24 protein-coding genes are annotated in these 26,403 nt (G+C 44.7%); 3 read left to right on the forward strand and 21 right to left on the reverse strand.

Annotated features, from left to right (window positions below; translation table 11 throughout):
* Nucleotides 1-10: 10 nt before the first annotated feature.
* The 5 genes from NST40_RS18570 to NST40_RS18590 form a co-directional block, all read right to left on the reverse strand.
* Entirely contained in the window at nt 11-1,399 is a 1,389-nt protein-coding gene (locus NST40_RS18570; protein WP_076277761.1) for a sulfatase, read from the reverse strand.
* Nucleotides 1,400-1,505: 106 nt separating this feature from the next.
* A complete protein-coding gene (locus NST40_RS18575) occupies nt 1,506-2,339 on the reverse strand; it encodes an AraC family transcriptional regulator (protein WP_342409882.1) in 834 nt (277 codons plus the stop codon).
* A gap of 39 nt (nt 2,340-2,378) precedes the next feature.
* The gene (locus NST40_RS18580; protein WP_076277763.1) at nt 2,379-3,356 is read right to left on the reverse strand and encodes a formylglycine-generating enzyme family protein; all 978 of its coding nucleotides are present in this window, start codon (nt 3,354-3,356) and stop codon (nt 2,379-2,381) included.
* A gap of 35 nt (nt 3,357-3,391) precedes the next feature.
* Complete coding sequence (locus NST40_RS18585) at nt 3,392-3,925, reverse strand: chromate transporter (RefSeq protein ID WP_076129733.1); 534 nt, start codon at nt 3,923-3,925, stop codon at nt 3,392-3,394.
* 11 nt (nt 3,926-3,936) lie between these two features.
* On the reverse strand, nt 3,937-4,599 hold the full coding sequence (locus NST40_RS18590; protein ID WP_254857000.1) for a chromate transporter: 663 nt from the start codon (nt 4,597-4,599) through the stop codon (nt 3,937-3,939).
* 184 nt (nt 4,600-4,783) lie between these two features.
* Between NST40_RS18590 and NST40_RS18595 the strand changes: the two genes are divergently transcribed.
* On the forward strand, nt 4,784-5,983 hold the full coding sequence (locus NST40_RS18595; RefSeq protein WP_076277764.1) for an ROK family protein: 1,200 nt from the start codon (nt 4,784-4,786) through the stop codon (nt 5,981-5,983).
* 63 nt (nt 5,984-6,046) lie between these two features.
* Here the strand turns inward: NST40_RS18595 and NST40_RS18600 are convergent, their stop codons facing one another.
* From NST40_RS18600 to tyrS, 4 genes are all read right to left on the reverse strand, one after another.
* Nucleotides 6,047-6,796, reverse strand: a complete 750-nt coding sequence (locus NST40_RS18600; protein ID WP_256719083.1) for an SPASM domain-containing protein — start codon at nt 6,794-6,796, stop codon at nt 6,047-6,049.
* A 9-nt stretch (nt 6,797-6,805) separates the two neighbouring features.
* Complete coding sequence (locus tag NST40_RS18605) at nt 6,806-7,291, reverse strand: radical SAM protein (RefSeq protein WP_256719084.1); 486 nt, start codon at nt 7,289-7,291, stop codon at nt 6,806-6,808.
* Between the two features lie 219 nt (nt 7,292-7,510).
* Nucleotides 7,511-7,798 (reverse strand): hypothetical protein, encoded by a 288-nt coding sequence (locus tag NST40_RS18610; protein WP_036688213.1) that lies wholly within the window; start codon nt 7,796-7,798, stop codon nt 7,511-7,513.
* 205 nt (nt 7,799-8,003) lie between these two features.
* Nucleotides 8,004-9,263, reverse strand: a complete 1,260-nt coding sequence (gene tyrS, locus NST40_RS18615) for a tyrosine--tRNA ligase (protein ID WP_076129736.1) — start codon at nt 9,261-9,263, stop codon at nt 8,004-8,006.
* A gap of 570 nt (nt 9,264-9,833) precedes the next feature.
* On the opposite strand from tyrS, the gene NST40_RS18620 reads away from it, so the two are divergent.
* On the forward strand, nt 9,834-10,280 hold the full coding sequence (locus NST40_RS18620; RefSeq protein ID WP_038571749.1) for an Lrp/AsnC family transcriptional regulator: 447 nt from the start codon (nt 9,834-9,836) through the stop codon (nt 10,278-10,280).
* 53 nt (nt 10,281-10,333) lie between these two features.
* Here NST40_RS18620 and NST40_RS18625 read toward each other — a convergent pair whose 3' ends face one another.
* From NST40_RS18625 to NST40_RS18650, 6 genes are all read right to left on the reverse strand, one after another.
* On the reverse strand, nt 10,334-11,908 hold the full coding sequence (locus NST40_RS18625) for an acetamidase/formamidase family protein (RefSeq protein WP_256719085.1): 1,575 nt from the start codon (nt 11,906-11,908) through the stop codon (nt 10,334-10,336).
* Nucleotides 11,909-12,148: 240 nt separating this feature from the next.
* Nucleotides 12,149-12,961 (reverse strand): DNA alkylation repair protein, encoded by an 813-nt coding sequence (locus tag NST40_RS18630; RefSeq protein WP_076219533.1) that lies wholly within the window; start codon nt 12,959-12,961, stop codon nt 12,149-12,151.
* Nucleotides 12,962-13,069: 108 nt separating this feature from the next.
* Nucleotides 13,070-13,753, reverse strand: a complete 684-nt coding sequence (locus NST40_RS18635) for a Crp/Fnr family transcriptional regulator (RefSeq protein WP_076129738.1) — start codon at nt 13,751-13,753, stop codon at nt 13,070-13,072.
* A gap of 82 nt (nt 13,754-13,835) precedes the next feature.
* On the reverse strand, nt 13,836-14,891 hold the full coding sequence (locus NST40_RS18640) for an LLM class flavin-dependent oxidoreductase (RefSeq protein ID WP_076219534.1): 1,056 nt from the start codon (nt 14,889-14,891) through the stop codon (nt 13,836-13,838).
* An 897-nt stretch (nt 14,892-15,788) separates the two neighbouring features.
* Complete coding sequence (locus tag NST40_RS18645) at nt 15,789-16,907, reverse strand: acyltransferase family protein (RefSeq protein WP_076277765.1); 1,119 nt, start codon at nt 16,905-16,907, stop codon at nt 15,789-15,791.
* 27 nt (nt 16,908-16,934) lie between these two features.
* Nucleotides 16,935-17,879, reverse strand: a complete 945-nt coding sequence (locus NST40_RS18650; RefSeq protein WP_076277766.1) for an NAD-dependent epimerase/dehydratase family protein — start codon at nt 17,877-17,879, stop codon at nt 16,935-16,937.
* Nucleotides 17,880-17,980: 101 nt separating this feature from the next.
* Here NST40_RS18650 and NST40_RS18655 point away from each other — a divergent pair, with 101 nt between their 5' ends.
* Nucleotides 17,981-19,627, forward strand: coding sequence for a glycosyl hydrolase family 28-related protein (locus NST40_RS18655; RefSeq protein ID WP_076277767.1), 1,647 nt, complete (start codon nt 17,981-17,983; stop codon nt 19,625-19,627).
* 6 nt (nt 19,628-19,633) lie between these two features.
* On the opposite strand, the gene NST40_RS18660 is transcribed toward NST40_RS18655, so the two are convergent.
* The 6 genes from NST40_RS18660 to NST40_RS18685 are packed head-to-tail and all read right to left on the reverse strand — an operon-like array spanning nt 19,634 to nt 26,400.
* Nucleotides 19,634-20,800 (reverse strand): DegT/DnrJ/EryC1/StrS family aminotransferase, encoded by a 1,167-nt coding sequence (locus tag NST40_RS18660; RefSeq protein WP_076277768.1) that lies wholly within the window; start codon nt 20,798-20,800, stop codon nt 19,634-19,636.
* A complete protein-coding gene (locus NST40_RS18665) occupies nt 20,797-21,930 on the reverse strand; it encodes a GNAT family N-acetyltransferase (RefSeq protein WP_076219539.1) in 1,134 nt (377 codons plus the stop codon). Before NST40_RS18665 ends, NST40_RS18660 begins: the two co-directional genes overlap by 4 nt.
* Entirely contained in the window at nt 21,923-22,720 is a 798-nt protein-coding gene (locus NST40_RS18670; protein ID WP_076277769.1) for a GNAT family N-acetyltransferase, read from the reverse strand. The genes NST40_RS18665 and NST40_RS18670 overlap by 8 nt, the downstream gene beginning before the upstream one ends.
* Nucleotides 22,717-23,343: a sugar transferase gene (locus NST40_RS18675; protein WP_076129746.1), complete on the reverse strand. Its 627-nt coding sequence runs from the start codon at nt 23,341-23,343 to the stop codon at nt 22,717-22,719. Before NST40_RS18675 ends, NST40_RS18670 begins: the two co-directional genes overlap by 4 nt.
* A gap of 24 nt (nt 23,344-23,367) precedes the next feature.
* Complete coding sequence (locus tag NST40_RS18680; RefSeq protein ID WP_256719086.1) at nt 23,368-24,486, reverse strand: LCP family protein; 1,119 nt, start codon at nt 24,484-24,486, stop codon at nt 23,368-23,370.
* Between the two features lie 3 nt (nt 24,487-24,489).
* Nucleotides 24,490-26,400 (reverse strand): nucleoside-diphosphate sugar epimerase/dehydratase, encoded by a 1,911-nt coding sequence (locus NST40_RS18685; protein WP_076194875.1) that lies wholly within the window; start codon nt 26,398-26,400, stop codon nt 24,490-24,492.
* Nucleotides 26,401-26,403 lie beyond the last annotated feature (3 nt).

The raw sequence follows: 26,403 nt of genomic DNA on the forward strand, positions 1-26,403 counted from the left end.
ATTAAGCATCCTATAAGGATGCGCTCAGATACTCTTTGGCATGGTAGGGTCCACCTTCCATAAGTACCGTCCATAATGGATCGATATCACAATCCATGGAGCCCATCATATGATCATGCCATTCATTCAACAGATAGACAGCCTCCATACAAACGTCTTTACGCACTTCGGCAAGATTATGTTGTTCATAAGGATCATGCTTCAAATCAAACAGCATTTCTTGCGGGAATCCATGGTGTCCGTCATGATAGGTACGTATATATAACCAATCCGCAAACCGGACGCTGCGTTGACACACATGCGCGCATTGTGAGATTACGAGATAATCACGCCCTTCCAAATTCCCCTCCAGAATAGCACCTGCATAACTTTCACCATCCCAAGAAGCAGCCGCTTTCAAATTCAAAAGGCTCGCTAATGTAGGTCCTAGATCAAGGTGATAATGTAGCCCCTCCTCCACGATTCCCTTCTTGCCCCCTGGCCAGCGAACAATCATCGGAATACGGCAAGTCGCCTCGTCTGCTGTGCCATGTTCGGAGTAAATTCCTAGTTCACCCAGACTCTCTCCATGATCCGCAGAGATCAAGATAGCCGTATCTTTCATCACGCCAAGTTCTCTCAGCTTAGAAAAAACTTTCCCGAGATGCTCGTCCAGATACTTAACTCCAGCATCATAGTTGTCAAAGATAACACGCAGGTCATCACGGTTCTCTATCTCCTGCTGATGCCTGAAATGCTGCTGATAATGCGATTTCGCGAGCGTATTCATATCTTCAATACTATGCTGCCCCTTCTTAATTCGGTGAAGCTCAAACACGTCTTCCGTGATCCAATCGGGTAAAGGCTCCTTCTTGAATGGATTACCGTAGCTCTCAGGTGTACGATAAGGCGTATGCGGATCCCAGAAATTCAGGTGCAGAAACCAATTTTCGGACTCCCCATTATCCTCAAGCCATTTAAGTGCCACTGGAAGCACCTGCTCTGCCGTCTCATGCCCTCTGCCACCAACATTAAACACTTCTTGGAACCCGGCGTTAAAGGTCCACGCCGAGTGTCGTTCGGAGAAGGTGCTGATCGATGCGGTTTTCATCGCCGCTTGCCTTAATATAGCCGGAAGGCTCTCCATCCCCAGACGGTCATTGAATTCACGTTTGGCTCCTTCTCTACGCATATCAGCAGCGGTTCCGCCATGCCCTACAATCCCATTATGAATGCCAAATCGCCCCGACATTAAAGCGGAACGAGACGGCAGGCAAGGAGCATCTGAACAATAGTAGTTGGTAAAGGTGACACCTTCTTTAGCGATTGAATCGATATTCGGGGAGGTATTCCGATGATAGCCATAACATCCCAGATGGTCCGGGCGAAGCGAATCCAAATCCAAATACAAGATTCTCATGAGTTATTCCCTGCCTTTCCTTTTCATCGAAATGGTTACGCTCGATTCGGGGAGCTTAGAATGATCTGCTCATGCTTATAAGAGTAAATGAATATGGAAAACTCCGCTATGGAGCAGCGATGTTTGTTTTTGTAAATTCGATACTTTTCCGGTACTCTGCCGGCCCCTTGCCGTATTCACCACGAAATACCTTGCTGAAGTGTGAAGCATCATAATAACCACATCTCTGGGAGATATGCTCGATTGTATAATCCGTATATTCCAGCATTTGTTTAGCTTGCTGCAGCCGCAATTTTCGCAGCATTTGCATGGGTGTCAGTTTATATATTTTCTGAAATGCCCGGCTAAAATAAACAGGATTCATATGATAGAGCTTGGAAAGCTCCTCTCTACTAATCTCCTGATCAAGCCTCTCCTCCATATATTGCAACGCTTCGTTAAAGCGGTCCATGATAAAGGGATCTCGTGAAGAGCGGCGCCCGCCAAGCTTGGTACTCTCCATAATTTCATAAAGAAGAAAAAATGCCAATGAACCGACCTGAACATTCCTGAAATCATCTTCCTCCTGCAACCACAGGCTTCGCAACTCGTCAAACCTTCGCTCATATTCGCTTCGATCCCGGACCCGAATCACCTTGCCTAAAGGGAATAACTTAAAAAAGTCATCTCCGTCTTTAACTTTAGCGTTAATATTAAACAGATAATGTATCCCATCCGTTTTGGAGATCACATTAAAAGGCTCGTTAGGACGGTGGATCATCACGTCTCCGGCAGAAGCAACATATTCTCCTTCGGAGGATGTCGTCAATACCTCACCTTTTTGGATATAAGAGACGGTATAACAAGACTGGACGTAATCGAACAGGATACGCTTCTGATATTGAATCTTTAGGACGTCCAGCACGCTGATGTCAAACTGACTATGGATGATAGAGGACAAGGAAGTTCCTCCTTCTTATGTAGTAGTCGTAAAAGTGCTCTAACTTGTATAATCAGCCGCACATCGAAAGCCAATATTTCCGGCAGAGCTGTCTGGAGTATTTTTGCTTCTAGCCGCCACCCGATAACGGTTGCAGTAAGATTTATGGCACAAATATGATCCTCCACGCATCGATCTTGCGACACCACTTACTGGACCTTTCGGATTCACGGCTTCGGAAGATAAATGATAGTCCTTAGTAAACCAATCCGCGCACCATTCCCACACGTTTCCTGACATATTATAAAGACCATAGCCGTTAGGCAGATAGGACCTTACAGGTGCGGTACCTGCAAAACCATCGCTGGCATGATTTTTATCGGGAAACTTTCCCTGCCATATATTACAGCGATGTTCTCCGTCTGGTTTTAATTCGTCCCCCCAAGGATACCGTTTCTGAACCAGTCCTCCTCGTGCGGCATACTCCCACTCCGCTTCCGTAGGCAGACGTTTACCAGCCCAACGACAATATGCATCCGCATCATGCCATGATAGGTGAATAGCCGGGTGATCAAGTCGTTCATCTACTTTGGAATCCGGACCTTCAGGATGACACCAATCCGCTCCCTCCACCACCCACCACCAAGGGGTTTGTGTGGCTACTTGGGTCACCTTTTTCCCAGTCTCCATGGAAACAAAAGAATGAAACACGTAAGACCATCCAAAACGTTCCGCATCTGTAGCATAGTTTGTTTCCTTGATAAAAGCAGCAAACTGCTTGTTCGTAACCGCCGTTGCATCCATCAAAAAGGAAGATAAGGTAACCTTCCTAGTCGGACCTTCTCCATCTGCGGGGAACCCTTCCTTATCATCCGTCCCCATAAGAAAAGTGCCTCCAGGGATAAGGATCATGTCCGAGAAATCTTTCACCCCTGTTATTCCTTGAACCGTTGTGTTCTCCTTACAAACATCAATAGATTCTTGTTTCGCGACTTGATTTCGACTAGCTGAACAACAAGCCCGTATATTCTCTGACATGATTTACCTCCAATCTGGGATTGTCCCGGCTCTGTCTAAAAAAAAGCTACCCCAAGAATGCCAGAAGCAACGATAATGGTGAGCGGATGCAGCTTATATTTCATTAAACCATAAAGTGCAGCGAATACAATGATCAACATGCCAAGAGTCTGCCAAGTAATAAAAGCATGTTCCACGCTATTTAAGCCAAAACGAATCGCAGCATAGGCAATCAAGCCTGTAATCACTGGCCGCAAACCATAAAATAACGTTTTAATCCATTGACTGTCCCTCACCCGATAAAAGAAGACGGAAATAACGATGATGATTAAAAATGAGGGCAGAACCATGCCTAATGTTGACACAATCGCTCCTTCGATTCCGGCTATACGATATCCGATCAAGGTTGCACTGTTCGTTGCAACAGGCCCGGGTGACATCCCTGCGATGGAAACTACCTCTTGGAATTCCCCTTCGGATAACCACCCCCCAGCCATAGCTTCATGCTGAATCATCGGAATGATGGCGTACCCTCCTCCAAAAGAAAGAAGGCCAATTTTTATAAAAGTGAAAAACAAACTCCAAATCACATCGCTTCCCCCTAGATGTAATACTCCGGATAATTCGATTCTTCATCAGAAGCTTTCAAGGACTCCTTCTCCGTTCGAACTTGGAGCCCTAAGAGCTGTTTAATTTGCAGATATACAAACCCAATACATAAACCAATTGCAATCACGTAAATGGGATTAATTCCGAAAACCAGTAAAACAACCGGTATAACTAACGCCGTAACAGCGGTAGTCTTGTCAATTATAGCGTTCTTGGCCATTCGATATGCAGCTACTAGGATCAAGGCAATAACAGCACCATTTATCCCTTTCATAGCGGCAATGACTTTTGGCTGGTCTGCCAGTTGGGAGTATACGGCGCTAAGCAAACAAACAATGATAAAGGTCGGAATCGTTATCCCTGCGATTGCAGCAATCGCACCCTTCACACCAGCAAGACGATAACCAATGAATGCTGCTGCATTTACACCTACACCCCCAGGTGCAGCACCAGCTAAAGATAGAATTTCATCCATCTCCTCTTCACCCAGCCATTTTCGTTTAGCGGAAATTTCCCGTTCGATCATAGGGATCATCGCATAACCTCCCCCGAAGGTTACAGGACCAATTCGAACAAATACCCAAAACAACTGAAACAGTAGACTTATCCTCAGGTCTGTATTCGGTATCATATTTGTTTTCATAGTTGTTCTCATGGAATCCACCCTTTTATAATCTGTTGTAAATTCATTATATCACTTTTTCCCAAAATGGAATTAAGTTTTTTGAACGGTAAAATACAACCAAGAGTTTATGAGTTATACTATATTCATGTTAATAAATACAAACTATATAAAAAACGATCGTACAAGTTCATCCTATATAGCTTGGAGGTATATCGTGGAAAAGCGCTCGACACATATTCCGTCACCAAAAAAACTCCTATACGACCGAATCGCCGAACAAGGCACTGTTTCCAAGTTGGATCTTTTACAGACATTTTCGCTTACCAAAAGCACAATGACCCGGATATTAGATGAGATGACGGAAGAAGGCTTGCTGATAGAAAGCGGATTTGGAGAATCTAGCGGAGGCAGAAGACCTATTTTATACCAGATCAATCCTTCCTACGGTTATATAATCGGTTTAGAGATTTCCAGGGTGTATTCTTCCCTTGGTTTATTTGATATGCAAATGAACCCAAAATCAATAGTTCACTGGCGAATGGATCAGGCATTCACACCTGAAAGATTTATAGATCATATCAGTATTCAAATACGCGCTTTCCTTAGGGACCATCAGTTAGTGGACAGTCAAATCATCGGGATAGGAATAGGGGCTGTGGGGCCACTTGATCGGGAACAAGGCTTGATCCTAAAACCGCTGCACTTCCCTTCTTCAGGCTGGAACAATCTGCCGATTTGCAAACTGGTAGAGGAACGGACGGGGTTCAAGGCATGGTTGGACAACGGTGCCAATTCTGCACTGCTTGGGGAACGATGGTCTATCCGTCACGCAAACATTCAGCATATGCTTTATGTACATGCTGGAGCAGGACTCCGCTATGCGATGATGTCGCATGGAAATATTGTTCATGGCACAATGGATATGGAAGATGCCATTGGTCAAATGATCATCCAGACAGATGGACCCCGATTAAATCATGACGGGAACTACGGGGCTCTGGAAGCATTCGTATCTGTGCAGGCACTAGAACAAAGTGCGCGCTCAGAGGCGAAAATGGACAACGATCTGATCCTCCAAAGATATAAAGTGGCGCCTGAGAAGCTGACTTATGATGTATTGGTACAAGCCTTTAGAGACGGTAATCCACACGCGCGTGAATTATTTACCCAAGCTGCCAGCCACTTCGGGATCGGACTCGCCAACATTATCAACCTGTTTCATCCAGAGACCATCATTCTAGGCGGTGCACTCATTCACTCTCACGAGTTGTTTTTCCAAACAGCGGTGGAGGTGGCACAGAGAAACACTTACCGTTATCCTGAATTCCAACCTCACTTCTCCCTAGGTATATTAAAAGAAGAAGCTGTGGTGACGGGTGCGGCAATAATGGCGAGAAATCATATGGTTCTATAGCATAACAAAAAGGTTGCTCCCAATCCTTTGCATGACTGTTGGGACAACCTTGTCTAGTCTAATCTATAATGCCTGACAGCAATTTTTGAATTTCTTCCCGCTTCCGCAGAAACATGGATCATTTCGACCCGGAAGTGGTTTTGCACTTTTCCTGTACTCCAGCATCCGCTCCGATCTAAGTCGGTTCGCCAGTAATAACATGCGTTCATAGGCGTATGAGTAGAACATTTTGTAGCTATGGCAGAAATAATCAACCTCAGTCCGATCATTAACATCAAGCCAATTCCGGTTGCGCGGACATCCCCCATTGCAAAAGCTAAGGTACTCACACTTATAGCATGATTCATTCATATTGGGCTTCATTAACAAAAAATCATCATATACTGGGCTGCTTAGCAGTGCTTCCAGGTCAGTTTGGCCGATATTTCCTAGCCTATGCTCTTCATCAATAAAGAAATCGCAAGGGTAGGCATCCCCGTTCGTTTCAAGCACCATCATCTTCGGGCAACATGAGTTGTGAACGCATAACTCTGCCTCACGATGCATGAATACAAGAAGCATATTCTCAAAAATACGAATAGGAAGCTCTGGGTACCCACCGTTGTACCAAAGGTCAAATGTATGGCATAAAAAGACTCCGTATTGTTCAGGTGTAATTCGGAAGCGTCCCGCTACATCACTTTTCTGAGAAACAAAATCCATGCAGGGGATAAACTGAATATTCGGAAAGGTATGTTCTAGATAAAATGCCATCAACTCATCTGGTTTCGTCACGTTATCTTCATGAATCACCGTCAGAATACTATACTCCACACCCTCATTCTATAAATGACGAATCCCACGCATAACTAGATCATAACTGCCTTTTCCCGAACCCGTTACACGATGAGCATCATGAATAGGCTCTGGGCCATCCAGACTAATCCCGACCAAAAAGTTATACCGTTTAAAAAATTTCGCCCATTTCTCATGGATAAGCGTTCCATTGGTCTGCAGTGCATTACTGATCATCGTATGAGGCGGAGCGTACTTAGCTTGAAATGAAATCACTTGTTCAAAATACGGAAGTCCGGCCAATAATGGCTCCCCACCCTGCCAAGAGAAAGTCGCTATCCCTGATGATCTTTTCATGTACTGAGCGATAAACCGCTCCAGAAGCTCCGTATCCATCACCCGGATCGGTTGCTGAGGATGTCCCCCGGCAGTACTGTAATAGCAATAATCACAGGCTAGATTACAATCCTCTGAGACGGTTTTCCACATGACATGAAGGGTCTCCTGCTTAGAGGTTTGTATACATGCAGTCATACGATTCTGCCCCTCCTATGTAATACTATCTTTGTAAAACCTAATTCCTATTTGTTCAATTAAATCATAGATCTGCAAGTCAACGATGAGTAAAACATCATAGCTGGTCAAATAACTGGGCACAAAAAAACTGCACTCCCCATTGTCCGTTGGGACAAAGTAATAAGGGTGTGCAGTTTCTTTGTGGATGAGTCTAACGGTAGTTAGAGACTAGTCTTATTAATTACGGACGTATTCTCTATTCGCTGTTTCCAACATGGATTTCCAATCCGCAAACTTCGTCTCCCTAACAACATGACGATCAAACAGTTCATCAGGTATGTCAGCAACATCTTCTTCTGTCTTTACTTGAAAGTTCCCTTTGGTTACAAACTCATCGAAACTTTTGTAATTGGAATACTTACTCATAAACGCTTCATTAAACAATTTCTCGAAAGAGATGTGATTGGGATCTTCTTGATACGTTTTCTGTCCTTGTAACTCATTCATCAATTCTTCCATGGTCATTGGTTTTTGTCTTCTCAAATTACCACTCCTAATTTTCTGTTATAGTTGTAGAATATCATGTTAATCCATAAATCACACGAATCCTAAGCTTACCATAATTTTGACGATTTCACCTTTCAAATTTCACTTAATATGCAAATAGTCGGCCTCTATACTTAAAATACAACAAAAAACCTTCCTTATTCATAAGGAAGGCTTCTTATTATTAGGACAATTTCACCAGGCTGTAGTTTTTCTTACCTTTACGGATAATGATAAAACGTCCGCCGATGGCTTCGCTGGCTGTAACTTCAAATGCTACATCGCTAACTTTTTCACCGTTCATGGAAATCGCGCCTTTGGTGATGTCTTCACGCGCTTGACGTTTGGATGGCTCAATTCCTAGATCTACCAGCCACTCCACGATATTTTTGGACTCCAATGTCGTTTCGTAGGTCGGCATTTCCTTGAAGCCTTGCTCGATCTCGTCAGCGGTCAGAGATTTAATATCTCCACTGAACAGAGCGGCAGTAATACGTTTAGCCTGCTCCAGCAATTCCTCACCATGCACGAATCTGGTCATTTCTTCAGCCAGTGTTATTTGCGCTTCACGTTTATGCGGTTCGGTCTGCACCTTTTCTGCAAGTGCATCAATTTGTTCTTTAGAGAGGAATGTAAAGTACTTGAGGTATTTCACAACATCACGGTCATCTGTATTCGCCCAGAACTGGTAGAATTCAAAAGCTGTCGTTTTGTTCGGATCCAGCCAAATGGCTCCGCCAGCTGTTTTACCGAATTTTGTACCATCGGCTTTCAGCATAAGCGGGATGGTAAGTCCGAATGCTACCGCCTCAGAACCTTCTTTTTTACGGATCAGATCTAAGCCACTTGTGATGTTCCCCCATTGGTCAGAACCACCGATTTGCAGCTGCACATCTTCATGCTGGAACAGGTGCAGATAGTCCAGGGATTGCAGGATTTGGTAGGAGAATTCCGTAAAGGAAATTCCGCTGTCCAATCTGCTCGCTACAACATCCTTGGCAAGCATCGAATTGATGCTGAAGTTTTTACCATAGTCACGCAAAAATTCGATAACATTGATTTTATGCGTCCAATCGTAGTTGTTCACCATGCGGATTTGATTGTCGCCATCAGTCACGAACAGTTTTTTCATCTGTGCTGTAAGTGCGTCAACGTTGGCTTGGATTTGCTCCAGCGTTTGCAAAGAGCGTTCGGATTGACGTCCACTTGGATCACCAATCGTTCCCGTAGCCCCACCAATAAGAATCACCGGACGATGTCCTGCCAGTTGAAATCTTTTGAGCACCATGAATGGAATCAAGTGGCCAATATGCATACTGTCACCTGTTGGATCTACACCGCAGTACAGGGATACCGATTTTTGATTGGTCAGTTCTCTAAGCCCTTCGGCATCTGTTTGTTGATTGATGGCATCGCGCCATTCTAGTTCGTCGATAATATTCATTGCCTTACACCCCTCAAAATTAGTAGTTATCCTATAAATGAAACATCAGTCCGCCAAGCGGAAACGGTTCGCCCTCCTGATTAGGACGGGACCGTTTCAGCGAGAAATATAAGGAGTATTGATGAAGTGAACCCTATAAATCCTTATATTTAAAAATAAAAAAAATCGTCCCCTTGTCTATTGTAGACATAGGGACGATTGAATAACCGTGTTACCACCCAGATTGCACCCATGAAACGCTTATGCTCAAGCATACCATTGATACCACTCTTGACGAGATATCGTTCGCCATTCCGCTCGGTATTACCCGAGATACTCCAAAGTGTAATTCGCAAGCTTAGTGTGTACCGGGTTTCATCAACCCCCGGCTTTCTGAAACAGGGACTAAGTTACTACTGGGCTCCTTCAACGTATATCGTATATAAGATTACAGCCAGTATAGTGAAATAATTCTTTTATGTCAACTATCTTCAGCAGAGAATGCCGTCACACACTTCTACTGTAAAGCGCTACTAGGCATTTCCACTTTTTTTCTGATACAATTACGAAAAAAGAGGTGAACGAATCCGCATGCTAGATCCTATCGATAACCATATTTTGATGCGGCTGGCCCAAAACAGCAGAATTTCCTATACTGATCTAGCTAAAGAAGTCAGTTTATCAAGTGTCGCGGTGAAAGATCGTATTGATCGGCTAGTCAATCAAGGGATTATTGAACAGTTCTCGATTGTCATCAGTGCTGAAAAGCTAGGAAAGAAAATCTCCGCCTACCTGGAACTTGAAGTAGAACCTGCTCATTTAAATCATATCGTCGATGTATTAAAGGAAAACGAACGCGTAGCTGTATTATACGAAATGACGGGACCATGTATTCTGCATATTCACATCTTGGTAGAGAATCTTGAAGAGATGGAACGGTTTATGCATGAATCAATCTACTGTCTGGATGGACTGGTACGTGTAGAAAACCAAATCTTATTAAAACGTCACAAAAATCAGGACGGATTGAATATATAAGAAAAAGAACCGCCTATAAAGACGGTTCTTTTCTCATATGGATTTTTTTAGGATTATCGAATAATTGCTATTTCGTCCTGCTCTGTCTTAGCCAGCTTAGCTTTATAAAAGTTCACGAAATATTCGCTGACCACGATCTTCCCGTTCACAACACTTATTGGGGCTGCAAGCTTCACTGTCTCTCCGTTGTAAATCCCCGTTGTCGCTCCAACCTTCATCTCCAGAACATTGCCATTGTAGCTTAGCGTAACTGTCTTAGTGGCTGGCTGCCAGCCAACCTTTGCTCCAAAGTTCTCAAAGCTGCTCCGTAAAACCACGGGCTTGCGCTCGGAATCGCCGAATTGACCTTTATCAATTAAGGCGTGTACGCCCCAGTTTCCATCCACCACTTGTGTAATTCCAAAATCAGCTGACACAGACATCAGAGAATACGCTTCATCTTCGCTCAATTCCATTCCAGCCATTAAAAAATCTTTTGTTTTATGAGCGGCATCCTTCATCGCTTTGTCGATGGACGAGTTTTTGAAGATATCCGTCTGAGCACTAGCCCCCAGCTCCTCCAAATAATTGGCGTAGCTGAATCCATGCACAACCCACTCGTTCTCATTTTCAAGTAATGGGAAGTTTAAACCTTTCAGCTTGTTGTTAAGCGATGCTTTTTTATGAAGAATGACTTGTATATCCCCAGTGACCGATGTCTCGATCGCAGTTCCGTTAATCTCCGAATCGCCTTGACCGGCATGCGGGTCACCGATCGACAGTAGTGCACCAGCTACGGATACAGGATAATACATCGTCGCACCTTCCGTAATCCGCCAATCATCTACGTTACCGCCGTTGTAAGATGGTGGAACGGAGTCAACAACATCCGCTTCTTTCGGCGCCACACCCATTGTACCAAAGTGGAGACGAACCGGAATTTTCACACCTTTTAGCACATCGAAGTTCTTATCAATCGTATTTTGGTCAACGATAACACCCGGGTAGTCAATTGTCGGGTGCACTTGACCATCTGGATCGGTTTGCGCAGACCATTTGTAGTTATATACAGCTGTTGCATAATCTGTTCCACCCTCCGTATCCATCTCGTAGATGGTTACTACCTCACGCTTTTTCGGCTCCTCCACCATATCTCCATATAGATAACCCCAGTTCGCTGCGGCATTCACGCCAAATGTTTTGCCAGCGTATTGGTCATTCCCATTTGGTCTCAGCTTCATGTCCAGAATCTTAACTTCCAGCACATCTCCTGGTTCAGCACCTTCAACAGCGATGGGACCCGTCATAATATGTACGCCTGGCCCGCGGAGCGCTTCTTTCTTCTCCCCCTCAATCCAGTGGAAAATATCCTCTACTCCCGCATCTCCTTTAATCATCCGCTCGTAATCATCACCAGAGTGATGTGTAATGGCCTCAACCGTTACGATGTCTCCCGAATGCACAGTTAGAGCTGGATCTCCCTTACCTATATTCCCCCATCGAACAGTCTCCGAATTCGCCTTCAGAACATGGGTTTTTGGTTTATATGCATCGTTTGTCGTGTTAGCATACATAACAACAGATAACGAATTCACCCCTAAAAATAGGGATAACGTGACACCTACATTACGAATTATTTGTTTTTTCATACGAAAATCCTCCATTCTTTTAATTAGTGTTAGTTTTTATAACATTTGGTGTTTCTGAGTATAACAGATGACTTGAGGATTAACAATATAAATATTTTCACGAATTTCGGTTTAAATAATAAACACGAAGGAGTCTTTCTCTTGAATTATCCAAGTTAACTCCACAATAAAAAAACGCCAACACTTATTAGCTCATAGTGTTTGGCGTTGGATTATCCAGTCTAAAGTAATGCACTAATTTTATTTTTGATCAGTAATACTTCTTGTTGCCCGGGTTACAATCCGCTTTGTTTCCTTGGTACCTGATAGGTACAACCAATCGTCACAAATTTGCTGTACCCATGCCGGATGGCTTTTACTAGCATCATTTAACCAATTGCTTACAGAATCCTGAACGTATTTTGCCGGATCAGAGTTAAGAGGTTCTAATAGCGGAAGGGCAATCGCTGGATTTTCTTTGAGCGCTGTAATATGCTTTGCCCATACCCCATGTGGGCGCGTCAATTCGATCGCAAATCTCCTAATATTCGCATCCTGATCATGAATCCAAGCCTTTAATAATTCAATGGAAGCATCCAGCTCGGCAATGACTGATTCCCTTAAAGCCATCCATGAAATCTCACGCACCCCAAAATGACCATCCGCTGCAAAAGGACGGATTGCTGTTAGTTTTTGAACTAGACTCCATTGATGATTCTGGCCCACGATATAAGCAGCCCAGCAGCGAACACTATCGGATTTATGATGAGCTAACACAGCAAATAGCCGGGAACGTTCCAGCTCTGATTTACAGTCAAATAGAAGCTGCCACTCACGTGAAATCACCGGGATGAGCTTCATGATTTTCTTTTCCGATAACGCATTCAGCCTTTGTAAAATTGGTTTAGCTTCCTGTTCAAAACCTAGCTCATTCAGTACATTTTCCAACAAGACAAGATGATCCACAGCAAGCCATTCCGTTAAATTCACGCTCTGTAAATATCCTTTATTCAGCAGTTCTACAATCTCAACGGGGATTTCAGTAACCCTCCGAGCGCCCTTCCTGTGTTCCATGGAAATCGTCCCTTCACTATGATTTGAAAGCTTAAATCACCTTCATGTCATAGCTAGGATACCGTTGTTTCTAAAAATGAAGCTGTAATCTCGTTTACAACTCGATATCTATGTTATATTTCTTTCCAAAATCTTGTCTCGCTGGATATAGATAGTTCTGAACCCTGTCTGAATAACCTCCGCTTTCACCAATTCTTGCAATGCCACTGTTACAGCTTCTCTGCTGGCTCCAATTAAATTAGCGATTTCTTGATGCGATAGAGGAACATTAATTTTGTAACAATTATCCTTATGCTCAACCCCATGCTGATCCGCCAGCTTTAAAAGAACGCACAATATTTTATCATGCAGATTTCCGATGGCTAGATTTTGAGTTAACTGACTCATACTTTTTATGCGGTCGCTCAATACTTGCAATAATGACATCATAAACCTAGGCCGGTGAGAGATGAATTCTTCAAACCTTGCAGGATCAATTGTGCAGATATGGCTTTCCTCAATCGTTTCAATATAATGTTCCTTCGTTCCAAAAGAAATCATACCCATTTCACCAAAAACATTACCCTCACTGAGGATATCCGATGTAAATTGCTTACCGTTTGCGTTTAATTGGTATAAGCGAACCTTTCCTTTTTTCACAAAAAACAGTCCTTCAGAAAAGGTTGACGGTGTTTGGATATATGTATTTTTGGGGACTACTGTTATTCGCGTTAATTCTTCCATTTCAATTAGATCTTCCAGTCCTAACGATTGAAGCAAATTGAATTGAGATAAATAATGATTTTTTTCCATTGCCCCTCCTGTATAAAACGCTATTCATTTCTTCAGTATACCTTACAAAAAAAGCCACGTCCTAAGGACGCAGCTTACTAAATTAGCGGTTACTTGCTTCCCAGCGCGCTACTTCTTCCCGCACACGTGGGGCCACTTCGGTGCCCAGCAGTCTAATCGCCTGCATAACATCCTCATGAGGCATCGTGCCGTGCGGCACATGTAAAAAGAATCGCGTAATTCCCACATGCTTGCGCAGATGAATGATTTTATTAGCGACAGTTTCTGGATCACCTACGTAAAGGGCGCCCTCTAAGCTGCACGCTGCATCATAATCTGCACGATGGTACGGAGGTGTTCCTTTTTCCTTCGCCCGCACATTGGTCCGGGCATGCGTTGAAGGGAAAAATTTCTCCAGCGCTAACTGATTAGTCTCCGCTATAAACCCGTGTGAATGCGAAGCGATTGGAAATTTTGAAATATCATGCCCGGCTTCAGCTGCTGCTTTTTTGTAAAGCTGTACATGTGACGCATAATCCAGTGGTAGAACATTCCCTATAATCGCTAAAACAAAAGGCAAACCTAGTGATCCTGTGCGGATCGCAGATTCTGGACTTCCTGCACTCCCGATCCAAATCGGTAAAGGATCTTGAACCGGACGCGGGTAAATCCCCAAATTTTCTATAGCTGCTCGGTGTTTGCCTTTCCAGGTCACTTTTTCTGACTTTTGGATGGCTAATAACAATTCCAGCTTCTCATTAAACAGTTCTTCATAATCCTTCAGATCATATCCGAATAGAGGAAAAGACTCTGTAAACGAACCCCGGCCGATCATAATCTCCGCACGTCCGTTTGAAATTCCGTCCAGCGTTGAAAAGTCCTGAAACACACGCACCGGATCGGCTGAAGACAGGATCATTACAGCACTGCTCAGCCGGATCTTAGTAGTCAACGAAGCAGCCGCAGCCAGTACAACCGCAGGTGAAGACGCCGCATAATCATGCCGATGATGCTCACCTACTCCGTATACATCTAATCCCACCTCTTCGGCAAGTACAATTTCCTCCACTACCTCACGTAGTCGTTCTGCATGACTTATTGTCTCACCCGTTTGGACATCAGGTGTGGTCTCGACAAATGTGCTTACTCCAAGTTCCACTATTCATTTCCTCCTAATATTCTGCACGATGCATTATTCTCTGGATGTAAAAAACCATAAAGGGACTACCTAATTATACTAACTAATTTAGGTCCCTTCGACTATAATCGAAGTTCATCTAATTAGATCCCCCTCACTATAGATCGGACTGAGGAGCCGTTAATTTAATAATTTCATTCATTTTGCTAAATTATCGGACTTAGATGCAGCTATTCGTGCAAAGTAGCTTCCATAATGTGTGTTTTTATGGAAATAAGCGCAATACAGTCCGAAACTATCGCAAAATGAACTAAAAAGTGAAAATAGCTGCACTACGGTCCGACAAACAAGACCTCGTGTGAACTGACCACAATACAACAATTATACTGGGACTTTACCGCCAATGCGCCACAGTGCAGCTAAGGCGTGGTAACGACGAAGTTTGTTTAATTGCATTTACCACCAACGCACAGTGCAGCTAAGGCGTGGTAACGACGAAGTTTGTTTAATTGCATTTACCACCAACGCACAGTGCAGCTAAGGCGTGGTAACGACGAAGTTTGTTTAATTGCATTTTGTGCAACTATATATGCTTTGAGGGTAGCCTTTGTGGATTTAGTTGCACTCTGTACACTTAAATACGAGCACTTGCCTCAATATGGCGGGATTCTAGAATAATAGTTGTAAAATATGCAATTAAACTGCCCTAAAGCTGCGAGCATAAGAGCTTAAATGTACTTTTTACAACTATTTTGCTTTTTTAATGAGAATTGAGAGGGTGCTGCTAGTGCGATGTAATCGCGATGTAATAGCAAATGTAATTAGCAATGTAATTAGCGAAGTAATCGCAATAATACAAAAACAAAAAAGACCACTAATCACCTTAACACAGACGATTAGCGGCCGCTCAAATCCAAGCTAGTTTGCATTCCCAATATTCGGAGTTATCGGCTTATCCAGCGATTTCGGTGGTTTGCTTGGGTTTATCCCAACGCCGATCCGACCGAATACATACGCTCCGCCAGGAATACGATTCGCTAAATTCATTATAAGTGCCGAGCCTACCACACAACCGACAAATTGCAGCAGAACACTAAATAGTCCAAGGTTTTGCAACCCAAATGAAGCTGGAAGCTTAACGAATATAGCCAATAGCAAAGGATGAAGCAAGTATATGCCAAAAGAATATCTGCTGCTCCATTCCAGTACACGTGGCACTTTCTTCATTTTCGATGCCACGGAGAAGAGCAGCAAAATCATGCTTAAGGCGAATAGAAGCATATCAATTCTTTTGGAGCTATGCGCCGTTATCCAGCCTTGACTATTCACGAACAGCACTAGCGCACCTGTCAGAACCGGGAGCGTGTATACGGCTATGCGGAACTTTTTTAATTTTTCCCGGAACCACAGCTCATTTCGTCCCAAGTAATAGGCTACTGTAAAGTAAAAAATCCAACCAGGTGCGAAAATCCAGTACATTTTATCCCAGAAATAATGGGCGGCTGCCGTATCTGCGGGCGTAGTAAAGTTGAAGAAACCCAAATAGATAACGTTAATAAGGAACGATACAATTAGAACATTGCGGGGGTTAAGCCGCTTCGCATACGTCTGAAACCAGAGGAATAAAGCATAAAACTGAAAGATAATCAGTATAAAATAGCCATGGAAATCTCCAATCAGCAAATGACGCCAGAGGTAATACCAAAAAGCCTGCAGCAAAGGAATGCCGTCACTACTCGACAGCTCCAATCCTTTTAGTCCTGCATACAAGGTCCCGAAAAAAAAGTAAGGAAATAAAATATACTTGATTCTTTTCTCCCAAAATCTCGCTGGAATTTCATTGGGATAGGCAAATGACAACACGAATTGGGAGATAAATACGAATACAGGTGTGCCAAACGTTAGCAGTAAACCCACCGACTCTACCCAAGATGTATTTCCATCGTCATAAACCCGGTAAAGAGCATGCAGCAGGGCTATACTTAAGCAGGCTACACTACGAAGAACGAACATTTCCGAGTTCATTTTGCGTTCCATGCGGAGTGCCCCTTTCAATGGGTGCTTTTAATGATCTACTGCGCTTCCTACACTTAAGCGGTCAGTAATTGTTTTTTCCAGCCCGGTATGAAAGTTATGGTTAGGGAACCAAGACAATAATTCCTGGGCTTTTTGATTGTTTAAATAGCTATGGAGAATATCCCCCGGACGGGGCTCCGCATAGGTTGTCAAGAAATCCCGACCCGTGATGTCCCCTAACATCCGAACCATCGTATTTATCGAGGTTGGTATTCCGCAGCTAATATTCATCGTCTCATTATTCACCCTGCCTTCGGTCTGAACCGCGTCAACGAACGCTTGCGCCACATCCTCCACATAGACGAAATCTCTAGTCTGCTCACCGTCCCCATAGATTACGAGATCCTTCCCTTGCTTTATGCGATCCAGAAAAACGGATACAACGCCAGCTTCTCCATGCGAACTTTGCCTTGGCCCATATACATTAGCGAGACGCAGAATCGTATATTTCAGCCCATGTAAGCTGGCAAACATCCGAATATATGACTCTGGTACACTTTTGGATACACCATAGCAGGACTCGGGATTTAAGGGATGCTGCTCATCAATGCTCAAATATTCCGGGTTCCCATAAACCGCTGCCGACGAGGCATAAACTAGCTTTTGAACCTGATGGATCTCGCACATGCGCAGTACATTCAGCGTGCCAACAATATTCACATTCGCATCAAATAACGGGTTCCGCTGTGATTCTCTGACGTCGATCTGTGCAGCCAGATGAATGACTGCATTTGGCTTTTCAAGGTTAAACACCTCATGCAAAGTCTCATCCCGAATATCGTACTTATACAGAACCGCAGCAGGATTCATATAAGTCAGACCGGAGGCTCCGGATACATTATCTACAATCACAGTTTCTATGCCCTTTTTTATTAGCCGATCAACCACATGGGATCCAATAAAGCCTACCCCCCCAGTTACCAATACCTTCAAAATAAAAAACTCCTTTCGCCCGCTAAGAGTGATCTTTGTACCGTGCATTCCCCGAAAAATTCACATAAAATACAAAATCAAAGGATAAAGGAGTGAAGTATATGGCTACTGCCCCTATTCCAGACAGCTCGGTGACTACGTCCATCCTTTCTGATGGTGCGGTCACATCTATTAAAATAGACCCTGAGACTAACGGTTATGTGAACGTCCGATCGTACGGCGCTGTAGGAAACGGTATTAAGGACGATACAGTAGCGATTCAAAATGCTATCAATGCGGGAAACGCCAAAAACAAAGTAGTAATCTTTCCTCCAGGTGTATATAAGGTATCTTCGGGACGCATGCGTAACCCCTCCATCCTCGACTGGTGGTGTCTTCGAATTCCAGCCAAAACGAATTTAAGCTTTGAAGCCGGCTCCAAACTTGTGCTTGCCCCGAACCCACCCTCAGACACTAGGGTTCTAGTAATCTTAAATGCCTCAAATATTACAATCGCGGGCACCCTTGAAATTGATGGAAGTGCATCGACTGTTAAAACAGCCGTCAACGATCAGCTTCACGGCTTGTTCATTTCTTCTTCGCAAAATATAACGATAGAGTCAGTGTACTCTCACGATTGCTATGGGGATAATATCTTCATTGGGGGGACAGAAGAAATCCCCTCCGTTAATGTGCACATCGGATATGCACGCGGTGAGACTGCTGGACGAAAGAACTTTGTGGTCCATTTTGTAGACCAGCTTCATGTCAACAGAGCGGTTCTGAATAATAGCCGCGGTGGCGCGCCTGGTTTTACTGGTGCTAACTCTCTCGATCTTGAACCCGATGTCTTTAAAGGAACGCGCAGCTTTTATCAGCGATTCGACTCCTTGACAACCATAGGTTTCGGTAACGATCTATCAGCAGGGCTTACAGATGCTATCGCTAGACTCTGGACACTCGACATCGGTTCACTAGATATGCGTGTAAGCGGATCGGTAAGTCCAGCCTTACTGTCCTATGGACTGACGTTGAAAATCAATCACTTGGCTATCCGCTCCACCGATCATAAAGCTAGCTTCGGTCTACAGACGATCTATTCACAATTTATTGATATCGCTAGCGCCAAGTTCGATGGCATCGGGGGCCCTGCGATCTATACAGCGTTTAATGCTGCCGGAGGTAAACCAAGATTGCATATCGGTTCGTTAGGAATGTACGGTTCGGGTTCCACCTTAGCAAGTGGTGTCCGAATCGACGGAGGAGATCTTTATGTGGGGACGATAGATGCACAGGATTTAACGGGCAATACCTTGCATTTATTCACAACGGAGTCTGACGCGATGGCTACTGTCGACAATATGATCGTCCGCAATAGCGGAACCAATCAGGTAGTGCTAGTCTCTTCTTACGGTGCAGCTAAACCGTCTCTGCGCCTCAATAATGTAGCGGTGTTTGATACCCGAGCAGTGAAGGTAAAGCGAATTCTAGAATTCGAAACACTAATCGGCATGCAAGGCACATCACTAGGAACCTTGTATAATCCATATTCGCTCCCTGAATGGTTCTCGACCTACGGTAACTTCAAACGGGCCATTCGCCTCACTGGGGGGGCAGTGTTGCCCGCGGTGTTCATAGTAGAGGGTTCGCCCGAGGGAGTCGTAACCGCCCCAGTTGGCAGTCTGGCCATGCGGACGGATGGCACGGCACAAGCCACTTTTTATGTGAAGGAAAGCGGATCAGCTGCCAGCGGATGGAAGGCTAAATAAGATGAATCAACGGTATTGGTTACATGTCTCTATCGCATAAACGACACGTTCCAAATCCTCATCCGATAAAGAGCTTCCAGAAGGCAGGCAGACACCTGTTGAAAATAATTTATCCGATACACTGTATTCCTCACTGTAAGGATAGTAGTAATTGCTCTCGAACAAGGGTTGTAAATGCAGCGGTTTCCATACAGGTCTAGCTTCGATATTGTGCTGTTCCAGACATGACAGGAGTTGTTGTGAAGAGAACCCCGCCACTTCTTCATCGATGGTCAGCGCACTCAACCAGTGCGTGCTGCGACAATTGCGCGCTTCCGGCATAAAATGAAGACCCGGTATGGAACCTAAACGTTCCCTATATCGCCGGCCAATAGATCTGCGACGCTCTACTCGCTCTTCAAGCAGTTCTAATTGACCGCGTCCTATGGCTGCCAACAGGTTGCTTAACCGATAGTTGTATCCCATTTCGGAATGTTGATAATGAGGGGCAGTGTCTCGGGCTTGCGTAGACCAGAAGCGCGCTTGATCTAAGGCTTCGGTATCGTCGGATACGAGCATGCCCCCACCTGACGTCGTAATAATCTTATTTCCGTTGAAAGAATAGATTCCGAATCGGCCCCAGGTTCCGCTGGCCTTGCCTTGATAGAAAGCACCTAGTGATTCGGCAGCATCTTCAATCAAGGTAATTCCATATCGGTCAGCTATTTCTACAATGGGCGCCATGTCTGCACTTTGTCCGTATAAATTGACGACAACAGCCGCTTTTGGCAGCAGCCCTTTGTCATTCAAAGCTTGGCAGGCCCGCTGAAAAGCTAGCGGACACATGTTCCAGGTCTCAGGCTCTGAATCGACAAATACGGGGGTGGCCCCCAAATATAAAATAGGATTGGCGCTAGCAACGAACGTGAGCGTAGAACAGATCACGTAATCTCCTTGTGTGACACCGGCTAGACGAAGTGCGAGATGAATCGCCGCCGTGCCAGAGCTTAACGCTAGTGCACCCTTTGATCCTGTGTAGGCGGCCATCTCCCGCTCGAACGCATCAACTTGCGGACCAATAGGAGCAATCCAACCAGAGTGTATCGCCTCCTCCATGTAGACCTGCTCACGACCACTAATATGCGGCGGGGATAACAAGATTCGTGGCAGAATGCTCGTTTGACTAATGCTCATGCGAAGCTCCTTTCTCCATTTGGACCGATTTCTTCAGATGGAATACATATCATATCGAGATCTGGATGCCGATAGAGCGGAAAGTAATTTCCTGATATTCTGGTGTCACAAAAGGATATGATCCGCTCATACAACTCTGGGTAAAAAATTCGTTTACCTAAGTAATAGTCAAGGGGTTCCAGTTGTGTCGCGAATCTGTGCTTGAATTGAAATAAGTCGTCATTCCCCTTATATCCCCCGCCAAGATGAAAACATTCAAAGCCATTTTCCATCCCCCACTTGGCTGCTGCGTGTATTAGCAATTTGGTAGGTGACCACTGCAGATAGGCGCGATCCCAACCACATAGGTGATAATGCATCCACGGTCGTTCATGTAACACGATGCTGGTCGCCACCGTTTTCTCCCCATCCATAGCTTCGAATAGCTCTACTCTCCCCTCAAGTAGATGACTAGTATCTTCTATAAATTTTTTGGGAAAATAATAAAAAGAATCCGCCTGTAAATCGTTTAGTGTTCCGTAATACAATTCACTGAAGGACTCAATACGATCCTTCAGATTCGAATTTCGAATCGTAAAGGGTGCGGACTTTAATTTATGAATATTCCGTTTATGATTGCTGCCATAATGCCGGATGAGCTCTGACTCCGAACCCACAGTCAAATCAATATAAATTGTATTCCTATTCCATTCGGTGGTCAGACCACTTTGATATTCCGTAGCGTTGCCAATCAAGGGATGAAATCTTACAAACTCGGTCATGATCTTTTTCTCTCTACAGTAATCCGTGAACGTTTCACTGAATTGCCGGTACAGCTCACTTCGTTCGGCTCCCGGAGGGAGATTCGATATCGGTCCCCCGTATCCATAGGGTGTACTAATGTCGTACCAATCGCCTTCAAGCCCCAGTTGGATTACGGCAGGAAGATGGCTTATGGAGCGAAGTAAGTAAGGATAAACTATGAGCTGGTCTCCCTGCTTAAAAACAAACAGCTCTGCCTGCTGATGCTCTCCATCCTCAAACAGCCGAAAAAACGCTGAGGAGAAATAGATATCCTTCGTCTCTAACTGGTTCAAATAGGCATCCCATTCCGCTGAACTAGAGCTGCCTAACACGATAAAGTTACTCATACAACACCTCTTGATTCTCCAATATTTTGATCATACGTATACTTTCAGTGCTTAAGATTAGCCCGGGGTCTCGCTCACGCAAATAAGCATCTGAAGAAAGCAACAATAGCCTTTTCTCCCGGTCTAAATCCATTAATACGTCTGTCAAAAGATTGCAGCCACTCCACCCTCCACTTTGCAGTTGGATACGATAATACTGTTCACCTAACCGGCCCACAACTGAAGTCTCTTCCTTCGTTCTAATCTTAAGAGAAGAGAATCCATACTTTTGATGATATGCCTCTGCCATCGGATAATCATCTATGATGTACGCCAATGCTTCTCTATCCCTATCAATCGATGGAGCCAAATCTCTTACATACCAGTAAGTCCGGCCTTCCTCTGCAAAACCAAGCCGCAAATACCAAGCATGAGCTTGCTCATTCCACGAAAATACATCAAGTGCCAGCTTCGAAATGCCATCCTTTTGGGCCAACGTCTCCCCGTACGCCATAAGCTTGCCGCCGATGCCGTCTTTTCGATAAGCTGCGTCCACATTCAAGTTATTCAGAACCAGCATCTGCTCCATTCTTCGCCATTCAGCGAATCCAATAAGAAGGTCTTCAGAATAGGCACCAATCAGCAGTGTTGCTGAATGGCTTCCGCATTTACATGCTGCTTTCAAATATTCGGGATAACCGCCACAGGCGAATATGGTTTGATTGTAGACCGACTCTGGCAAGTTGCTCTGTAAGAGCCGGCATGCAAGGTGAATATCATCTTCCTGAAGCGGACTAAACCGCAAATTCATGCCGACCCCTCCTTTTGGTTCATTCTGTACTCATCGAGCGGCAGACTATGCTCACCCGGATTGGCCACAACGTCATCTTGGCGGATCACCTTCAGCACAGTTTTGCATAAGATCAACGCATCTAATCTAAAGCTTAGCTTCTCAACATAGGTAACGTCATAGGAGAGCCGCTGTTTCCACTCCGAAGTATTACGTCCAGATACCTGCGCCAATCCCGTTATTCCGGGTCTTACAGTAAATCGCAGCCGCTCCCGTTCAGAGTAATGCGGGCTGTAACGGATGAGCAAAGGTCTTGGTCCGATCAGACTCATTTCTCCCTTCACAACATTTACTAATTGCGGGAGCTCATCCAGACTCAGCTTTCGAATCAATCCGCCGAATTTGATATAACGCCGAGCATCCGATAACGGCTGGCCCTGCGCATCATACATTTCAGCCATGGTTCGGAACTTGTAGATGTAGAAGGGTCTTTCTCCCATTCCCGGCCGCTGCTGCTTGAACAAAATAGGACTTCCCAGCTTTATCCGAAGCAGCAACGCCACCACAGCCATGACCGGACTAAACACACCTAACATAACGATCGCTCCCACCAAATCGAAGCCCCGCTTCATATGGCGATACATGGTAGTCTTTCCCCCGCCTTTCTCTTATTCCGTAAAAAGACGTTCTGTAAGTGACTTTACCTCTTCCGGATTTGCACTCCAATAATACACTTTGGTTCGGACGAGCGGATCTAGAGCAGAGCTGTTATGGCCAGGAATCTGTTCGTAAGCAAAATCTGCGGAATCCATTCCTTTGAATAGCCAAGCTAAGCTCATCAAATCACTGTCACTAAAACTCGTATCAATAATGTCTTTCTTTTCACGCAGTAGCAGTCCCGCTAGATCAGGAATATGCTCCGGACTTAATAGCTTTTTGGCTACAGCCCGAACGATATTGAATTGCTCCCGTTGGCGGCTAAAGTCACCCTCCGGAGTCGAGTAGCGCTCCCTTGCTAAATAAAGCGTGTGGGCACCATCCAGATGCTGCTCACCTTTCTTGATGGTGATCTCCGGAGTGATGGTCACATCCTGATCAATCAGCATATCGATCCCGCCGATCGAATCGATGAAATCACGAACACCGGAGAAGTTCGTCTTGATGTAGTAATGAATAGGAATATTCATAAAATCACTAACGGCTTGAATCAGTGTCAGCGTACCCTGCTGATTCCCACCCTTTGTTTCACCAACGATATGTGCATGATTGATCTTGGTATAACCGACGTTCTGCACATAAACCCGCGTGTCCCGCGGCACAGATACGATATTCACCTTCCGTTGATCCGGCATCACATGGGCAACCATGATCGTATCTGCCCGCGAGCTTTCTCCGCCCCAAGTGTCTGTTCCAATTAGCACTACATTAAAGGATGAGCTTTTCTTGTCTGTTGGAGATGTCACCGCAGTTGGAGTCTGTGTAGACGTTATAAGGGTAAGCTCATCCGTTTGCGCTTGTGGGGCTGGTGTGCTGAGCGATTGCACCATCGCTTCATTGTCCGTAACCACATTAGAGCTAGGGATCGTCAAGGGGTTAAGTATCGCCTTATTAAAACGATGGTCTGGATTCAATATCCCTCCAATCCAGATCCCCCCAACTACAACCACAACAAGAATAACAATCAGGCTGTATCGTCCCACCCGCCGCATGCGTGAACGTTTACCTGTAATTGCCTTGTCGCGCTTGCCCCATAATCTTGTCATCCATGAATGCTTAGTCGACTTCATAGGTCAGATTCCCGCATGAACTTCGGATTTAATGCGTTCAAGATCATGTGTGCCCACCTGCGGTTCTTCCTGAAAGCCCGAATAGCTTGGAATTAGCTGCTTTAGCAGTTTTTTGATCTGATGACTGCTTGGCATCAGTTCATACCGTTTGCACAAGTTCTCCAGAACCCCCAACACCAAATTCAGTTCAGATCTGGAGACACTTTGCGGGCGGCTAATCATAATACGGTAGTTGTTAGTGACCAATAACCCTTCTTCTTCAGTCAAAAGCTCCTCAAACAATTTTTCTCCAGGACGAATGCCAGTGACCACAATGGGAATATCTTTGTCAGGCTCGAGACCCGACAAGCGGATTAAATCCCTCGCTAGATCGTATATACGAACTGGCTTACCCATATCCAGCACAAACACTTCTCCCCCTTGTGCCAGCACACTTGCTTGAATAACCAACTGTACCGCTTCGGGTATCGTCATGAAGTAACGCACCATATCCATATGTGTAACCGTCACCGGGCCGCCGTTTTCGATTTGTCTTTTGAATAACGGAATGACACTGCCACGACTGCCCAGCACATTACCAAAACGTACAGCGGCAAAAACCGTCTTACTTAAGGAATTCTGATCATTAATGATCATTTCCGCGGCTCGTTTCGTGGCCCCCATAACACTGGTAGGATTAACCGCCTTATCCGATGAGATGAGGATGAACCGTTTAGCGCCATATTTAGCACTCGCTTCCGCTACATTCCTTGTGCCGATCACATTATTTTTAACTGCCTCTACTGGATTCATCTCCATAAGAGGAACATGCTTGTGCGCAGCGGCATGATACACAATGGAGGGGCGGAACTTTTGAAAAACGTTATCGATCCGCGATACATCCTGAATGTCCGCTATAATGGGATGAATGATCTGATCGGGATATAACTGTCGCAACTCTTGTTCAATAAGATAAATGCTATTTTCTCCATGCCCCAAAAGCAGCATTTCCTTCGGACGATACGCAGCCAATTGCCGGCATAATTCCGAACCAATTGAACCGCCTGCACCCGTGATGAGAATACACTCGCTTCCCAAATTCTCACGAATCTCTTCCGTATTAATTTCTACGGGACTTCTCCCCAGCAAATCATTTACGGATACTTCACGGATCATGTTAATGGCCATTTTCCCGTCCAAAATATCGGTCATACTAGGCATTAACTTGATCTGAGCTTTGGTAGATTTGCATATTTCGATGATCTCCAGTAATTCCTTTTGAGGAGCCGTAGGCAAAGCGATGATAATGAACGAAATATCCAGCTGCTCGACTGCCTGGGGAATGAAGTTACGGTTACCGACAATCGGCAACCCCATAAGCTCCAGCTTGCGCTTTGAGATATCATCATCTATGAAGGCAACTGGGTTCATGAATTTAAATCTTGAATGCTTGATATCTTTGGTAACGAGGATGCCTGCTTTCCCTGCCCCAACGATTAGCAGATTGCCTTCGGATGAACCCTTTGTTCCCAGTGTTTCGAATCTATCGTTGATGAGGCGGTTAACTAAACGTAAGCCGGCAATGCCGAGAAATACGTAACCCGCTGCAAAATAAATCGAAATCGGCAATCGATAGGAAGGGACGAATACATGCGCAGATACATTGACAGCGACCACTCCGCAGAGTGTTAAAGCACTCACTTTTAGCAGCTGCAATAACTCACCTATACCGGTGTATCGCCAAATATTGTTATACACCTTGAATCCAAATGAGAACGCTGCGTACACCATAATGTGAATGAGTATCGCCCACGGAAGCATCCACATGTACTGCTCAGGGATTTGAAAATCAAACCGAAGTAAAAACACAAGCCACACTGAAGCCGCTATAATTCCCGCATCCAACATGACTAAACGTACGATCCGCATTTTCATCAC

The sequence above is a fragment of the Paenibacillus sp. FSL R10-2778 genome (genome assembly GCF_038593035.1).
Classification (GTDB): Bacteria; Bacillota; Bacilli; order Paenibacillales; family Paenibacillaceae; genus Paenibacillus_AQ; species Paenibacillus_AQ odorifer.

Coding starts and splice junctions, on each gene's coding strand:
- NST40_RS18590 (WP_254857000.1), bottom strand. CDS start 4,599: ATGAGAACAACTATGAAAACAAATATGATACCGAATACAGACCTGAGG.
- NST40_RS18580 (WP_076277763.1), bottom strand. CDS start 3,356: ATGTCAGAGAATATACGGGCTTGTTGTTCAGCTAGTCGAAATCAAGTC.
- NST40_RS18605 (WP_256719084.1), bottom strand. CDS start 7,291: ATGACTGCATGTATACAAACCTCTAAGCAGGAGACCCTTCATGTCATG.
- NST40_RS18620 (WP_038571749.1), top strand. CDS start 9,834: ATGCTAGATCCTATCGATAACCATATTTTGATGCGGCTGGCCCAAAAC.
- tyrS (WP_076129736.1), bottom strand. CDS start 9,263: ATGAATATTATCGACGAACTAGAATGGCGCGATGCCATCAATCAACAA.
- NST40_RS18570 (WP_076277761.1), bottom strand. CDS start 1,399: ATGAGAATCTTGTATTTGGATTTGGATTCGCTTCGCCCGGACCATCTG.
- NST40_RS18670 (WP_076277769.1), bottom strand. CDS start 22,720: ATGAATTTGCGGTTTAGTCCGCTTCAGGAAGATGATATTCACCTTGCA.
- NST40_RS18635 (WP_076129738.1), bottom strand. CDS start 13,753: ATGGAAAAAAATCATTATTTATCTCAATTCAATTTGCTTCAATCGTTA.
- NST40_RS18665 (WP_076219539.1), bottom strand. CDS start 21,930: ATGAGTAACTTTATCGTGTTAGGCAGCTCTAGTTCAGCGGAATGGGAT.
- NST40_RS18645 (WP_076277765.1), bottom strand. CDS start 16,907: ATGGAACGCAAAATGAACTCGGAAATGTTCGTTCTTCGTAGTGTAGCC.
- NST40_RS18655 (WP_076277767.1), top strand. CDS start 17,981: ATGGCTACTGCCCCTATTCCAGACAGCTCGGTGACTACGTCCATCCTT.
- NST40_RS18675 (WP_076129746.1), bottom strand. CDS start 23,343: ATGTATCGCCATATGAAGCGGGGCTTCGATTTGGTGGGAGCGATCGTT.
- NST40_RS18630 (WP_076219533.1), bottom strand. CDS start 12,961: ATGGAACACAGGAAGGGCGCTCGGAGGGTTACTGAAATCCCCGTTGAG.
- NST40_RS18610 (WP_036688213.1), bottom strand. CDS start 7,798: ATGACCATGGAAGAATTGATGAATGAGTTACAAGGACAGAAAACGTAT.
- NST40_RS18685 (WP_076194875.1), bottom strand. CDS start 26,400: ATGAAAATGCGGATCGTACGTTTAGTCATGTTGGATGCGGGAATTATA.
- NST40_RS18660 (WP_076277768.1), bottom strand. CDS start 20,800: ATGAGCATTAGTCAAACGAGCATTCTGCCACGAATCTTGTTATCCCCG.
- NST40_RS18625 (WP_256719085.1), bottom strand. CDS start 11,908: ATGAAAAAACAAATAATTCGTAATGTAGGTGTCACGTTATCCCTATTT.
- NST40_RS18680 (WP_256719086.1), bottom strand. CDS start 24,486: ATGAAGTCGACTAAGCATTCATGGATGACAAGATTATGGGGCAAGCGC.